This window comes from Bacillus sp. 7_6_55CFAA_CT2 (genome assembly GCF_000238655.1).
GTDB classification, from domain to species: domain Bacteria; phylum Bacillota; class Bacilli; order Bacillales; family Bacillaceae_G; genus Bacillus_A; species Bacillus_A cereus.
Genome location: NZ_JH414709.1, coordinates 1,079,341 through 1,093,587 on the forward strand (window position 1 = coordinate 1,079,341; position 14,247 = coordinate 1,093,587).

Genomic DNA, 14,247 nt, shown 5'->3' on the forward strand with positions numbered 1-14,247 from the left:
GTAATATTATTACACAAAAATATTTGAATTATGATATTCAGATTTAAAACACAAAAAGAAAGTGAAGATTTTACATCCCCACCATAAAAAGCTGTTTTATACATAGACGAAAGAGCTCATCACAAATGATGAGCTCTTTGTTTATTTTATCCTTCAATTGTAACCCCAGTAAACATTGATAAGTTTCCCGTTATTTTCTCACCTACACGTAAAAATAAGCCTGCTGCTCTTCCACTTATACAGTGAGAGCCAATTAATAGTTTACCAGTATATGGACCATCCCATGTGTCAATGGTATAGTCAGGCATTTCTATGTATTGCTGGTATATCTTCCTTTGTTCAAAGTAATACTCTGTTTTATCTTCAGCTAATAATTCATCATTTTCGTATATAGATACTCCGCCACCTTCACGACCAAATACAGGTTTGGAAACGTATGATTCATGTCTTTCTAGAAATCGCTTATTTGAAAAATATGTTGGTAGAAAGTATTTATAAATAATGTCTTGCTCTTCTTCTGTAAAGAAAACACTTTCTTCATAAAGCTTCCAAATTAGTGCGAGTACACTTTTGTTTTGCATAACAAACGCGGCTGGCGGATTAATAATTTTCACTCTTTCTTGTGCAATATGATCTAAAAATTGCAAACCAATCCTTTTTCCATTCTTATCAACGTCCGTTACTAAATACTCTATTGGATACAGTCTATATAAATATTTTATTTTTTCTCCACTTGGCGTATATATACCATCTTCCGCAACGACAATGTCTTGTATTCCTACATAGTCCGTTGACTGATTTAAGCAATACGTTCTTAAAAACTGAACCGTTTGACTATCTTCATCGTGCCAATCATAACTAGTAAAATATATCGTCTCTTCAGGGCCTATATGATAGTCATGTTTAATTTGTTCCCATGCCTGTACAATATGCTCTTCTATATGGTTTGGGTGATTTACATCATGATAACGGCATAACACTTCATTTGCGACAGACGGTTCTAAATAGCCTGTTGGCGTATCACAATTTACTTCTATTAATTTTATATCGTCACCATTTACGATAAAATCAAACCTTGTAAAATATGAAAATAAACCATTATGTTTCATTCTCGCCATTTCCCACGCTTCAGCTGGGAATCCAAGTTTTTGAAAATCTTCTGTCGTATTTACAATATATTGATACGTTCTATATAACACATACATGATTTCTTCTGTCGCTTTTGAGATAGCAGTATAAGTTTTTGCTGGCATGCGATACATCCCTGTTGCCATATATTGATTCCATTCTTCATTCTCTAACAGACTAGGCCAAGTGAAACCATTCCTACTAGCCTCTTCTGCAAGTGAAAACCATACTTTCATATACTCTTCTTGCTCTCGTTCTGTATACATTACTCCATTACCCTTTCGTTTTAGGATCCTGCTGGCGCTTTTGCGTTTCCAATTCCACTTGAACCAGAGTTTACTTTCGGTGTTTGCGTAGTAGATGATTTTGGCGTATTTGTATCTGGTGTTACTTTATTGGATGGATTTAGCTGCTGTTTATTTAAATCTACTTTATTGGAAGTATTATTGTTACCGTTAGAACCACCAGAATAACCACCGCTACTACCGCCACCTGTTCTACGCTCATCTTTTTCACGATATGGAATAACATTATTTGCATACGGTTTCTTCATTAAATTTGGTTTTGCTGTATAATTCATATTTGAAGTTCTACTCGCTAATAAATATCCTGCTACAAATGGAAGTATCGGTAAATGAGAGTTTTCATGATAAGATGAAAATGACGGATTATTTTCCTTGCATAACTCATCTTTCTCTACATTTTCATTGGTTGGGGCTTTATCATCACAATTTAATGTTTCTTGCTCATTTCTTTGTTTTGCACCATCTGTTTTAACAGCTGTACTTTCTTGCTGAGCAGTTTCTTCTTCATAATCACCACAACCTGTTAATAAAAAAGATGACACCCCTATTGAAGTAGCTATTTTTATAAACTTACTTTTATCCATTCTCACTTGTTATACACCCATCTTCTTTTATCTATATTTTTCCAGATACCTATATTATATAATGAAATTATTATTTTTTTCAAACTATATTCAATATGTACAATTATATATTTTCATGCTATTTTTCCATGTAACAATGAAATCTTTCTATCCCTGGATATTTTTCTCCTAAACTTTTAACTTGAAAACCAATTCTTTTATAAAATTCTACCGCCCCATCGTCTGTCTCTGCTTCTATATAAGTCAATTGATATATCCTTACCACTTCTTTAATCATTTGCAGTGCAATTCCTTTTTGACGATAATCTGGAGCCACTGCTATATGACATACTCGTGCTTTAGTTGCTCCGATTACTTCAATACCTAGACAAGCTTTTTCTTCATATTTGTACAAAGTCCCTTTATTACTTTGATAAAATAATACTGCTTTCTTTAAGCTTATTTCATTTGGACCGACGGCATATTGTAGCACATTTAATATTGAATCTTTTTCAATTTGTTCAACACGCTGTAAATTCATATTTTCATCCCTTTCTATGAAAAAAAGACTAACTCTTAATAAAAAGAGCTAATCTCATTACGCCGTTATTTTTTCTTCTTTTTTTACAACGACAGCCACATAACTATGAAGTATCATTCCAATAATAACGAGACTCATACCAATCCAAGATAATGATGACGGAATTGGTGCAGATAACCAGATCAGCTCTCCTACTAGCGCAAATAAAACTTCACCAGACTGCGTCGCTTCCACTGTTGCTAATTTTTGCGGATCATCTTTCACAAGATCTGTTGCAAAGAAAAATAATACTGTCGCGATTAACCCAGAGCTAACTGCTACAATAAAACATTGAAAAACTTGGCTACTTGACGGTAATCCGCCTGTTGATACTTCGTAACCAGATAATAAAAACCAAAATGGTAAACTTGCTAATGTCATACCGAGTACTCGCTGAAATACATCTAATTCCCCTTTACAAACTTGCATCATTTTTCTATTTCCAAGAGGATACGCAAATGCTGCAATAAGTACAGGAACTACACATAAAACGGTTTCACGAATACCTAATGAAGAAGCATGTTCTGCTTGCATGAGAACAACACCGAATAAAATAATGCCCGACATAACTAATTCCTTCATCGGAAGTTTTTTATGTAGTGGATCCACCGCAAAAAATGGTGTTAACAAAATCCCTGCAACGATTGTAATTTGCCATGTTGATGCAACAAGCCAACCTGGTCCGAACGCTCCAGCAAAACTAAGCGGTGCATAAAAGAGACCAAATCCAACGATACTCCACACTAACCATTCTTTCGGATTGTTTTTCATATATTGAAAGAGTTGCTTTAAGTTCCCTCTATACATAACAATAAGTAATAGCATTGGAACCATAAAATAATACCGTAATGATGCACTCCAAATCCAGCTTCCACCTTCTAAGTCCATTGCCCGGTTTAAAACAAAGGTAAAGGCAAAGAAAAATGATGCCAGTATCCCTATAACAATTGCTTTCATTGTAAAACCCCTTGTATTTAATTTTTTATCTCTATGACATATATTTTAGTATACGCGATGAAAAATCTACATACAAACTTACATTTCACTTTGGGATGATGAAGGAATTGTAGTAGATTTACATGGGAATAAAGTGCATTGGTATGAAATCGAGGCCATTACATATCAAAATTTTCAAGGGTCAAAATCTACTTTAATCTCGACCCGCTATAAAAGATGGCTACCAACTATTGCACATTCAATTTACTGGTTTTCTATTGAGAAACCAAAAGATTATCATAAAAATTTAATGATAGCTTGGGAAGAAAAGCGAACGAATAAAAACAAACGCCTCCTTTAATTATTATTTAGGGGCGTTCGTTCATTCAAAAATTAAAGAATATGTAGTTTATATTCTCTGTATAATTTCCTCAAACGACTGATATGAGCTTGATGATACCAATTATGATCTGCTATATGCCATATTCACCATCTTATTGTCGCAGTTTCGCCTTTTTCATACAAAACTTCCTCTCTTAAAAGAACAACACCATATGTTCATCATCACTATACACACCATTCATTTTTATAGCCCTTTTTTCAATTCCGTATGTTTTAAATCCCATTGATTCATATAATCGTTTGGCTGGTTCGTTCGTTGACACAACCCCTAAATTCAATTGCTCTAGCTTCATCTCTTTTGCCCTTTCAATTGCTTTACGTATTAAATCACGTGCAAGACCACTTCTTCGATTTTCAGTATCTACATACATTGCAACGATATGTCCTTTATGCTTATATGCGTCTTTTTCTTCTGTTAATAAAGTAACAACCCCAACTAAACGATTTTCATTATTAAAAGCACCAAATGTAAAACTACTATTGGATGAAAGATTACTAGCAACTCGTTCAAGAGGATTTTCTTGACGTACTGCTTCTTCATAAGTCGTTATAAATGCTTCTGGATTTACTTGTAATGCTTGTAAACGTAACTCCCAATATTGTTTTGCATCCGCTTTTGTAAGTAATCGAATCATTTTATCTTCCCCTTTTTAATTTACATAATATTTTTATAGGCTACTTTTTTTGATTCATACTCTTCTTTTAATATACTGTAACGATTGCGATGAATGAACTTCCCCTGTCTCAATCGATCATTTCTCATTAACCCTTCGCATACAAATCCGGCACTTTCATAACTCTTTTTAGCTTTTGTATTATCTTCATCTACACGTAACCAAATTTTCTCCAATTCAAACTGAGAAAAACCTATTTGTAACATGCTGTTTAGAGCTGCCATTCCAAATCCTTTACCCCAATAGTCTTTATTTCCAATCGCAATTCCTAGTTCAGCATTTTTATTTGTTTTATCAAAATTTTTAAGGTCTACCCATCCAATATGTATACCTGCCTCAGTAACGATTGCCCTTTGTTCATAACCATTTTTTCGGCTTATACAAGCTTCAATCCAGTTTCTCGTATCTCCACGAGTGAACGGAGGATATTGATCTGGTACAACTAAATGCTTTGTTACATCTCTATCTAATGACCATTGATAGCGATCTTCTACATCATCTAGTGTCAATTCTCTTAATTGAACATATGGTACATTCATTTTTCTCTCCCCTTTTTATTTACCAATAGAAAATCCTTCGAACACTCTTCCACCATACTGTTCTAACGTCTTTTCTATAAAATGAATTAATTCATTTTTCTCTCCCGTTTTATAAAAATGATCAAAAGCGACTACAAATTTGTTTGCATATTGCTCATCATATCTTTTTAGCACTCTAATAAACCATTTTGAACTCCCAAGCCACCTACCATTTACTCTTAATACATATTCATGTACTAAATCCGCTAATAAATTAGCGATAAACAATTCTTCTTCTCTTTTTGTTGCACCAATAAAGTCATCTAAAGTATCCGTAATAAAATATCGCTTCTGCTTAATCGTTTCTTCGGTCCATTTAGCTGGTCCTTTATGTAGTAAATCATTCGCTTCTTTTTTTAATTTCTCAATAATTTCCTTTTCCCCTTTTAATGCAATCCCTTCTGAAACTAATTGTGGTAACGACGGTCTCCCTCGATCACAATCCATTTTGAAAAAGGTTTTATATGTTTCAAAATTATGAACAAACACCTCAACAGGCCATCCATTACTATAGAAAGATTCCCTATAGCAAGAAGTTAAACTTTGGTCAACTATTACAATATCAAGGTCAGATGTTTTCGTCGCTTCTCCTCGTGCAACGCTTCCGCCGAGTAAAGCTACATCACAATTAGAAAATTGTAATGTAATTATGTTTTGTGCTGCGTCAATTGCTTTCATAACCGATCCTCTTTTCTTATTTCACTTTCTTTTTTTCAGCTCTTTCTCTCGCTTTTTTTATATAGCTTTCTGCATCTGGTGTTTTACATGACGTTGCACCGTGATCAACCTCTACTTTTCCAATTTCACGTGCAATTTCAATCGCTTGTCGCTCTAAGTCTTCATTACGAATTCCTATTGCGATTAAAGCACTATTCATCGCTTCTTTTTTTCTATTTTTTTCATTATGTATATTTTCTTTAATCTCTTCTAAGTACGGAGAGAAGAAATCATCATGTAACGTTTTATTTTTAATCGCTATATTTGCTAATAAAGACCAGCCAGCTCTTCCAATCCATTCATCATTAGACTTTGTCCACTCTTCCATTCTTTCTATTGCAATTGGCGAAGTACATATAGAGTTCATAAGAACATCCATCAAACAGTAATAATCAACATCCTGAATCCAACTATTAAGCTGTTCTGTCGTTATTTTTTTCGGGTCTAAAATATAAGTTGCTAAAGTCATTGCATCCATATTTTTCGTTTCCCACAATCCAACTGCTAAATCATGATCTTTTTTTATCTTCTTTTTTAACAATTTTAAATTCGCAAAACTAACTCCAAATAACGGCTCTTTCGCTCCGTGGTTTTTATACGTTTTTCGATTTTGTTCTGTTCCATATTCCTCTAATTGCTGCATTACTTCCTCAAGTAACATATACCCACCTCTTTATCTTTTATGTTGACTGTATATATGTATGTACGATATATTCTACATTACTTTTTGGTTTTCCTATATTTATTTTGAAAGTACGGTATGTGAAATTTCTAAACATCGCACAGCTACACCATCAAAAAACTGTACATGTTAAACATACAGTTTTTTGATGGTAACAATTTTCCGTAGAATAAAATATTTTGTTTTTCGTCCGCTTCTTGTAAATATTTATTAATCATTCCAAGTGCTGCCCTATCCTTAATTGATCCTGTAGGGTTATGCCATTCACATTTAGCATAGATAGAAAGGTTCTTCGTTTCTTCGCATTCTAATTTAATGAGAGGTGTATTCCCGACATTTTTAGAAAACTCATACAAATGTTTTAATGTCATACTTCTATACCTCCTGCATAAATGATATTGATTACATTTATTCTTAACCAAAATACTTTCTACATTTTAATAATTCTCTCAATAAGATTTTCTTATATAAAAATCCCTACAAACGCTGTAGGGATTTATGTCTAAATCATTTTGCTACACTCTATTTCATATGAAAATAGTTTCCTTATTCAGATGCATTCATAAGCACAATTCTCCAACCATCTGGATCCTCTATTGTGGTTCCTTTCTCTATCCAATACGGGTTTTCTGGTTCCACCTCATGATAGCCCATATTACTTAATCGATTCACTATCTTTTCAATTTCATCTTTATTAGGCATATAAAAAACTAGTAAATTATCTTTTGTCGGTGCCGGACATGGACTTCCATTAACATGTGTAGTAAACTCCAAATGATACTCTTCATCTGGTAATCCAAACATAACCCCGTCATATCCTTCATGATTGTGAAATTCCCCTATACGTTTTAGTCCTAATCCTGTTTCATAAAAACTGATCACTTCTTCAAATTTATCTGTTGGTCTTGCAATTCTAAATTGAACCCAATTCTTCATGCAATTCTCCTCCTTTTCAGTTTTCAAAGCTTTATAGTAATTAGTATAAGTTACATATATTCCCTTTAACATCCCTCATTAGTGTGAGCTTCCTAAGTTGAAAGACCTATTAGTTAATAAACAATAGGACTTTAGTATAAATTGCTATTTTGCATTGTTTCTAATGTTATCCATGACTGCCCAATTTGATTAACATATGGCCTTTCCTGATTACAAATTTTACAGCGAGAAGGTGCTTCTTCATTTTCGGAATACTGTACTTCACATGTAGTGCCAATATAATTATTCATATTCCCGCTCCTTTTTTCATGTAATTGTTTCTTTATCAATATTTCAATAAAAATCAAAATATTCGAATCAATATTTGGAACGAAAACGAAGTGATACGAAAGTATGATTTGGTGATTGAAAGTTTAAATAATAAAGTTTCAATTCATTCTATTTTTCAAAACTGCAATTGATATAAAATCTTGCATACTTTTGAGTAAACTTTTTTACACTTGTAAAAAAGTTTTTTGCATTTCCCTACCTATAATTGCTAATATAGTAGAGTAGAACTTTTATAGAGAGAAGGAAAATTATGCACAATGGAATTCGAATGACAACTTTAGTAAAAAGGGCTATGTTAGTTTGTGCGGGGGTATTATTCACATACGAAGTGGCTTTTGGATCAGTACATACTGCTCTAGCTAGTACAGAGGATGAAGCAAAATCTGTTCAACTTGTAAGTGAGATTCAAACATCTCTTGCTCCGAAAGAAGCTCCAAAACATTATAACGGGCAAGTTAGAAAAGTCGCTTATTTAACATTTGATGACGGTCCTGGAAAATACACAGCTGAGCTTTTAGATATGTTAAAGAAAGAAAATGCAAAAGCAACATTCTTCCTAATTGGTTCAAACGTAAAAGCTTTCCCTGATCTTGTAAAACGCGAAGATGCTGAAGGCCACTACGTTGGGATGCACAGTATGACTCATAACTACAAGAAACTTTACACTGAAGGTCATTACGTAGATGAAATGAAGGAAGACCAAGGCTTAATCGCTGGTGTTTTAGGTAAATCACCAGTATTAACTCGTCCATCTTACGGCTCTATGCCAGGATTAAACGAAGCTCTTCGCAACAAAGTTGTAGAAAATGGCTTAAAAGTTTGGGATTGGACAATTGATTCTTTAGACTGGAAATATAACAAAATGCAAGTTGATGCTGCATCTGCTAAAATTGTAGAAAACGTGTTACATGGTGCTACAAATCCAACAGAAGTTATCCTTATGCATGATATTCATCCACAATCAGTAAAAGCAGTTCCTGGAATTATTAAAGGACTGAAAGAAAAAGGATATGAATTAGAAGCATATAATGAGAACGAACACTTCCCATTAAACTTCTGGCATGATAATCGTATGTAATGAAAAGACTTGATTCCCTCTAGTAGGTTATCAAGTCTTTTTTATCGTTTTTAGAATTTCCTTATAGAGAAAACCTATACACGCTTGCACCATATCAATAGTATACGTCCCTTTCCTTTTATCAAATAAATTTAACTTTGAAATATCACATGCTATCTTTAACCTAGTTTAAATAAGTAGATGTTATATAATCGTATTTATAGTGCAAACTGAAGAAGCTTGGAATCAATTTAAGAAAGAAACGTGATAAGTAAAAAACTACAAAAGCGACTTATCCAAAATAAAAACATACAGTCAAAAAAGAATTGAATATACAATTTCAATCCTTTTTTTATATTATCAACACTTTAGCACATATTACTCTTAAGGAGTGATATGTATATGGATTTTCTTTCATCTGAATATTTGTCTGCCTTGCTTGCCATTATTGTAATCGATTTAGTGTTAGCCGGAGATAACGCCATTGTAATTGGATTAGCAGCAAGAAGATTACCGAAAGACCAACAAAAGAAAGTTATCATTTGGGGAACCATTGGAGCAATCGCTATTAGGGCCCTCGCTACCTTAGTTGTCGTTTGGTTATTAAAAATACCTGGATTACTCCTAATTGGTGGTGTACTTCTTATTTGGATCGCTTACAAGCTGATCGCTGAGGGCAAAAACCATGATATTAAAGCCGAAGAAGGATTTTGGTCTGCTATTAAAACCATTATTATTGCTGATGCGTTAATGGGCATTGATAATGTACTCGCTGTTGCAGGAGCTGCCCATGGTAACTTTTCTTTAGTAATCATCGGACTATTAGTGTCTATTCCAGTAGTCGTATGGGGCAGTACATTAATTTTAAAATGGGTGGATCGTTTTCCTGTCATCATTACGATCGGAGCAGCCGTTTTAGCTTATACTGCCGCGAAAATGATTGTAGATGAGAAGTGGTTCGCTGGATTTTTCGAAAGTAACCCTTTCGTTAAATGGGCATTTATCATTATTATCATCGTCGGTGTAGTTTTCTTCGGAAAGGCAAAACAAAAAGCAACAGCTGGTTCTGTCTCATAATGATGGTATATTTACAAATAAAAGGCGCTATTCATATGAATAGCGCCTTTTATTATTTAGCTTCCCCTTCCGGAGTCGTTTTTACCTTTGTTTTGTTTTTATCACGGTTGTTATAGTTATACTTCGAACGATCTACTGGAGTGAATCCTTCCGGTGTGTAGAATCGTAATAAGTCACCATTTACGACTTGGTCAGAGTATTTTAGTGAGTTTTGAACCATTTGTTCATTTTTCTTTATTTCATCTGTAAATTCTACAGGTTTTCCAGTAGTTGTATCATAGTATTTGCCGTTTAGTGCAGTAACTGTTGGGCTTACGTAGTTACCGTTACGGAACGCAACGACTTGTTTATGATCTGGTGATAATAAATCAGAACCGAATTGAACATAATTCTTTGTATCTGTACCTAGTAAGTGTAATAGCGTTGGAAGAACGTCAATTTCACCACCATATTGATGTTGTACGCCACCTTTCACTCCTGGTACACGAACGATTAATGGTACACGTTGTAACTGTGCATTTTCAAATGAGTTCATTTCTTTACCCATTACTTTTGACATTGCTGCGTTATGATTATCTGAAATGCCGTAATGGTCTCCGTACATAACAATAATTGAGTTATCATATAAACCAGATTGTTTCAAGTAATCGATGAAGCCTTTTACAGATTCGTCTAAATAGCGTGCTGTTTGGAAGTACGTATCTACTGATGAATCACCTGTTGTTGCTGGTTCAATCGTTGCTTCTGCCTTATCGATTGGATAAGGGAAATGGTTCGATAACGTAATAAACTTCGTATAGAACGGTTGTTTCAACGTTTGTAATAACGGAATAGATTCATTAAAGAACGGTTTATCTTTTAATCCGTAGTTTACTACGTCTTTTTCATTCATATCGTAGTATGACGCATCAAAGAATTTATTAAAACCAAATGATTTATAAATATCATCACGGTTCCAGAATGTTTTGTAGTTACCGTGGAATACTGCTGATGTGTATCCTTGTTGTCCTAAAATAGCTGGTGCTGATTGATACGTATTATGAGATTTCGTTGTAAAGACAGAACCTTGCGGTAAACCAAACATTGAATTCTCTAACATAAACTCCGCATCAGATGTTTTCCCTTGTCCTGTTTGATGGAAGAAGTTATCAAAATAAAGTGTATTCGCATCTTTTGTAAATGAGTTTAAGAACGGTGTAACTTCTTGACCATTTAATTTGTAATCAATTAAGAAGTTTTGGAATGACTCTAAATGAATGTAAATTACGTTCATTCCCTTTCCTTTACCGAAATACTCAGGATTTGGACTTGCATAAGTTGATGTTAAATAATTTCGTACTTCTGTCATATTATCACCATCAGCTAATGCTCGTTCTGTCGATGCTTTCGCACTTTGAATTCCATCATAAATTGTGTAGTTGTATGCACCTAAATATTTCACAATATAATTACGGTCAAACGTTCTTGTTAATAATTCAGGACGGTCAGACTCTGCAAGACCTAAGTTAACACTGAATAATAAAATACCTGCTACAAATACTAGAGATAATTTATGCTTCGCAACACGAATTGGTTTTGGATTTGCAAATTTTGTTGCGACTAACACAATTAATATAATCGTGTCTAAGAAGTATAATGGATCATAAAGATGTAGCAATGCAAGAATACTACCACCTAAATCTCCAAAGTTATTCGTTTGTGTTAATGTCGGGAACGTAATAAAGTCACTGAAAAAGCGATAGTATACTACGTTTGCGTATAAAAGAATCGACAATAACAAATTAATGATAATTAACCAAATATAAGATCGTTTCCCTTTTGCAAATAATGCTAGTCCTAAAAATAGAACTGCTGAACTAAGCGGGTTAAAAAACAGCAAGAATTTTTGGATTGTGTTTGAAATTCCTAAATTGAATTCTGTTACATAAGCTGCATATGTTTTGAGCCACAATAAAATAACGGCAAACAGAAAGAATCCAAAATGATTGCTTAACACACTTTTGCTCTTTAATAAGAACTGTTTCATTTCTCCACCTCTTTTGATCATCCAAGGCTTATTTTTTTATAAGTCTGTCTCTCTATTCAAATTTTCTTCTTCAAATAGATTATCTTTATTTAACTATATGAAGAATATTAGTAATTATAATTTGAAGCTAGTATTTATTCAACTATTTCTTTCTAGACATTTTGACCTTGGTTTCTATTTAACAAAATAAATTTGTAACATTTCCTGTTTTCTCCCAAGATTCATCCACTAATTATGACACCCCATACTATATACCTTTATAAACTCATTCGCAAACTATTCTATCTCCAAATTTGGTACATATTTCACATGACAAAATAATACGATTTGATTATATTACTCCACTTACATTTCCCTTCTTCAACTAACTCTTTAAATCTTAAAGTCATTACATCCCTTCCATACATGAAAGAATTCTCCTGTTCATTAATATTATATTTGAATAATTATTCATTTGATCGACCAGCGATGTTACATTTTCTCGACAAAAAAACTCGCTCTAAAAAGAGCGAGTTTTTTCATTATATATTATTGACCTTTGTACATTGCATCTACTTGTTTTTGAAGTTCCTCATTTTCTAAGAACTCATCATAAGTAGCCTCTTTATCGATTACACCGTTTGGTGTTACTTCGATAATGCGGTTTGCAATTGTTTGCACGAACTGATGGTCATGAGATGTGAATAAGATTGTACCTTTGAATGCAATTAAACCGTTGTTTAATGCTGTAATTGACTCAAGGTCTAAGTGGTTCGTTGGATCGTCAAGTGTGATTACGTTCGCACCACTTAACATCATTTTAGATAACATACAACGAACTTTTTCGCCTCCAGATAATACAGAAACGTTCTTCTTAACTTCTTCACCTGAGAATAACATACGGCCTAAGAAACCACGTAAGAAGCTTTCAGACTCATCTTGTGGAGAGAATTGACGTAACCATTCAACTAAGTTGTAATCACTGTTCTCAAAGTACTTAGAGTTATCTCTTGGGAAGTAAGATTGAGAGGTTGTAACACCCCATTTGAATGAACCGCTATCCGGCTCCATTTCACCCATAAGAATTTTAAATAATGTTGTCATCGCAATATCGTTACGGCCGATAAATGCAACTTTATCACCTTTATTTAAAGTGAAGTACACATTATCTAACACTTTTTCACCATCAATTGTTTTAGAAAGACCTTCAACAGTTAATAAGTCATTTCCTACTTCACGCTCAGGTGTGAAGCCAACGAATGGGTAACGACGTGATGACGGTCTAATATCATCTAATGTAATTTTGTCTAATAATTTTTTACGAGAAGTTGCTTGTTTCGCTTTAGAAGCGTTTGAACTAAAGCGTGCAATGAAGTTTTGTAACTCTTTTACTTTCTCTTCTTTTTTCTTATTAGCATCTTGTGTTAATTTTAAAGCTAATTGGCTTGACTCATACCAGAAGTCATAGTTACCAACATAAAGTTGAATTTTACCGAAATCAAGGTCAGCCATGTGCGTACATACTTTATTTAAGAAGTGACGGTCATGGGATACTACGATAACTGTGTTTTCAAAGTTCATTAAGAAGTTTTCTAACCATTGAATCGCTTTTAAGTCCAAGTGGTTGGTAGGCTCATCTAATAATAGAATGTCAGGTTGACCGAATAAAGCTTGAGCAAGTAATACTTTTACTTTCTCTGCCCCAGTTAATTCTGACAATTTCTTATCATGAAGGTCTTCACCAATACCTAAACCTTTAAGAAGAATTGCAGCTTCTGACTCAGCTTCCCAACCGTTAAGCTCAGCGAACTCACCTTCAAGTTCAGCAGCGCGCATTCCATCTTCATCACTAAAGTCTTCTTTCATGTAAATAGCATTTTTCTCTTGCATTACTTTGTAAAGTTGCGTGTGACCCATAATTACTGTTTCTAATACTGGGAACTCTTCATATTCGAAGTGATTCTGTTTTAATACTGCTAGACGCTCACCTGGCGTAATATGTATGTCACCTGTTGATGGTTCAATCTCTCCAGATAAAATCTTTAGGAATGTAGATTTACCAGCACCGTTTGCTCCGATTAAACCGTAGCAGTTACCTGGCGTGAATTTTATGTTAACATCTTCAAATAATTTGCGATCCGCGAAACGCAAACTAACGTTACTTACTGTAATCATTTGTGTCCTCCTACTAATACCGCTTATTTCAGCGTTTTCTCACCGATTGTCTTAAAAAATCGCATATTACGACTCAATTATTGTAGACTATAGCTATTATAT

The 14,247-nt window shown here is 33.9% G+C and carries 14 protein-coding genes and 3 pseudogenes; 3 read left to right on the forward strand and 14 right to left on the reverse strand.

The genetic code is table 11. The features are described 5' to 3' along the window. Window positions 1–146: 146 nt before the first annotated feature. From HMPREF1014_RS14600 to HMPREF1014_RS14615, 4 genes are all read right to left on the reverse strand, one after another. Window positions 147–1,394, reverse strand: a complete 1,248-nt coding sequence (locus HMPREF1014_RS14600; protein WP_000287883.1) for a glutathionylspermidine synthase family protein — start codon at window positions 1,392–1,394, stop codon at window positions 147–149. A gap of 20 nt (window positions 1,395–1,414) precedes the next feature. Further along, the gene (locus HMPREF1014_RS14605; RefSeq protein ID WP_001242169.1) at window positions 1,415–2,023 is read right to left on the reverse strand and encodes a hypothetical protein; all 609 of its coding nucleotides are present in this window, start codon (window positions 2,021–2,023) and stop codon (window positions 1,415–1,417) included. Window positions 2,024–2,135: 112 nt separating this feature from the next. Continuing rightward, window positions 2,136–2,537, reverse strand: a complete 402-nt coding sequence (locus tag HMPREF1014_RS14610; RefSeq protein ID WP_001053322.1) for a GNAT family N-acetyltransferase — start codon at window positions 2,535–2,537, stop codon at window positions 2,136–2,138. 57 nt (window positions 2,538–2,594) lie between these two features. After that, entirely contained in the window at window positions 2,595–3,533 is a 939-nt protein-coding gene (locus tag HMPREF1014_RS14615; RefSeq protein WP_000644587.1) for a DMT family transporter, read from the reverse strand. 133 nt (window positions 3,534–3,666) lie between these two features. Between HMPREF1014_RS14615 and HMPREF1014_RS31875 the strand changes: the two genes are divergently transcribed. Continuing rightward, window positions 3,667–3,873 (forward strand): hypothetical protein, encoded by a 207-nt coding sequence (locus HMPREF1014_RS31875; protein WP_002103241.1) that lies wholly within the window; start codon window positions 3,667–3,669, stop codon window positions 3,871–3,873. Window positions 3,874–3,905: 32 nt separating this feature from the next. Here HMPREF1014_RS31875 and HMPREF1014_RS32150 read toward each other — a convergent pair. From HMPREF1014_RS32150 to HMPREF1014_RS30085, 8 genes and pseudogenes are all read right to left on the reverse strand, one after another. Beyond that, window positions 3,906–4,052, reverse strand: a pseudogene (locus tag HMPREF1014_RS32150) (DinB family protein); the annotation flags it as partial. Then, on the reverse strand, window positions 4,049–4,549 hold the full coding sequence (locus HMPREF1014_RS14625) for a GNAT family N-acetyltransferase (RefSeq protein WP_000620317.1): 501 nt from the start codon (window positions 4,547–4,549) through the stop codon (window positions 4,049–4,051). The gene HMPREF1014_RS14625 and the pseudogene HMPREF1014_RS32150, both read right to left, overlap by 4 nt. Window positions 4,550–4,569: 20 nt before the next feature. Continuing rightward, window positions 4,570–5,127 carry a GNAT family N-acetyltransferase gene (locus HMPREF1014_RS14630; protein WP_001102496.1) on the reverse strand — a complete coding sequence of 186 codons (558 nt, stop codon included), beginning with the start codon at window positions 5,125–5,127 and terminating at the stop codon, window positions 4,570–4,572. 15 nt (window positions 5,128–5,142) lie between these two features. Next, window positions 5,143–5,844, reverse strand: coding sequence for a nucleotidyltransferase domain-containing protein (locus tag HMPREF1014_RS14635; protein WP_000643680.1), 702 nt, complete (start codon window positions 5,842–5,844; stop codon window positions 5,143–5,145). A gap of 16 nt (window positions 5,845–5,860) precedes the next feature. Then, window positions 5,861–6,544, reverse strand: a complete 684-nt coding sequence (locus tag HMPREF1014_RS14640) for a DNA alkylation repair protein (protein ID WP_000923454.1) — start codon at window positions 6,542–6,544, stop codon at window positions 5,861–5,863. Window positions 6,545–6,729: 185 nt separating this feature from the next. After that, window positions 6,730–6,936: pseudogene (locus HMPREF1014_RS14645) on the reverse strand (pyridoxal-phosphate dependent enzyme); the annotation flags it as partial. A 175-nt stretch (window positions 6,937–7,111) separates the two neighbouring features. Beyond that, a complete protein-coding gene (locus HMPREF1014_RS14650) occupies window positions 7,112–7,501 on the reverse strand; it encodes a VOC family protein (protein ID WP_000800670.1) in 390 nt (129 codons plus the stop codon). A 134-nt stretch (window positions 7,502–7,635) separates the two neighbouring features. Then, a pseudogene (locus HMPREF1014_RS30085) lies at window positions 7,636–7,791 on the reverse strand (hydrolase); the annotation flags it as partial. A 290-nt stretch (window positions 7,792–8,081) separates the two neighbouring features. On the opposite strand from HMPREF1014_RS30085, the gene HMPREF1014_RS14655 reads away from it, so the two are divergent. Together HMPREF1014_RS14655 and HMPREF1014_RS14660 are read left to right on the forward strand one after the other, a co-directional pair. Continuing rightward, window positions 8,082–8,909 carry a peptidoglycan-N-acetylglucosamine deacetylase gene (locus HMPREF1014_RS14655; RefSeq protein ID WP_000551452.1) on the forward strand — a complete coding sequence of 276 codons (828 nt, stop codon included), beginning with the start codon at window positions 8,082–8,084 and terminating at the stop codon, window positions 8,907–8,909. 381 nt (window positions 8,910–9,290) lie between these two features. Then, entirely contained in the window at window positions 9,291–9,965 is a 675-nt protein-coding gene (locus HMPREF1014_RS14660) for a TerC family protein (RefSeq protein ID WP_000346955.1), read from the forward strand. 52 nt (window positions 9,966–10,017) lie between these two features. Here the strand turns inward: HMPREF1014_RS14660 and ltaS are convergent, their stop codons facing one another. After that, window positions 10,018–11,991, reverse strand: a complete 1,974-nt coding sequence (gene ltaS, locus HMPREF1014_RS14665) for a lipoteichoic acid synthase (RefSeq protein WP_000808770.1) — start codon at window positions 11,989–11,991, stop codon at window positions 10,018–10,020. 528 nt (window positions 11,992–12,519) lie between these two features. Then, on the reverse strand, window positions 12,520–14,145 hold the full coding sequence (locus HMPREF1014_RS14670) for an ABC-F family ATP-binding cassette domain-containing protein (protein WP_000633864.1): 1,626 nt from the start codon (window positions 14,143–14,145) through the stop codon (window positions 12,520–12,522). Window positions 14,146–14,247: the final 102 nt, after the last annotated feature.

What these genes read in the sequence shown, in the direction of transcription:
- HMPREF1014_RS14600 (WP_000287883.1), bottom strand. Translation starts at nt 1,394, where the DNA reads ATGTATACAGAACGAGAGCAAGAAGAGTATATGAAAGTATGGTTTTCA.
- HMPREF1014_RS14610 (WP_001053322.1), bottom strand. Translation starts at nt 2,537, where the DNA reads ATGAATTTACAGCGTGTTGAACAAATTGAAAAAGATTCAATATTAAAT.
- HMPREF1014_RS14615 (WP_000644587.1), bottom strand. Translation starts at nt 3,533, where the DNA reads ATGAAAGCAATTGTTATAGGGATACTGGCATCATTTTTCTTTGCCTTT.
- HMPREF1014_RS14625 (WP_000620317.1), bottom strand. Translation starts at nt 4,549, where the DNA reads ATGATTCGATTACTTACAAAAGCGGATGCAAAACAATATTGGGAGTTA.
- HMPREF1014_RS14630 (WP_001102496.1), bottom strand. Translation starts at nt 5,127, where the DNA reads ATGAATGTACCATATGTTCAATTAAGAGAATTGACACTAGATGATGTA.
- HMPREF1014_RS14635 (WP_000643680.1), bottom strand. Translation starts at nt 5,844, where the DNA reads ATGAAAGCAATTGACGCAGCACAAAACATAATTACATTACAATTTTCT.
- HMPREF1014_RS14640 (WP_000923454.1), bottom strand. Translation starts at nt 6,544, where the DNA reads ATGTTACTTGAGGAAGTAATGCAGCAATTAGAGGAATATGGAACAGAA.
- HMPREF1014_RS14650 (WP_000800670.1), bottom strand. Translation starts at nt 7,501, where the DNA reads ATGAAGAATTGGGTTCAATTTAGAATTGCAAGACCAACAGATAAATTT.
- HMPREF1014_RS14655 (WP_000551452.1), top strand. Translation starts at nt 8,082, where the DNA reads ATGCACAATGGAATTCGAATGACAACTTTAGTAAAAAGGGCTATGTTA.
- HMPREF1014_RS14660 (WP_000346955.1), top strand. Translation starts at nt 9,291, where the DNA reads ATGGATTTTCTTTCATCTGAATATTTGTCTGCCTTGCTTGCCATTATT.
- ltaS (WP_000808770.1), bottom strand. Translation starts at nt 11,991, where the DNA reads ATGAAACAGTTCTTATTAAAGAGCAAAAGTGTGTTAAGCAATCATTTT.
- HMPREF1014_RS14670 (WP_000633864.1), bottom strand. Translation starts at nt 14,145, where the DNA reads ATGATTACAGTAAGTAACGTTAGTTTGCGTTTCGCGGATCGCAAATTA.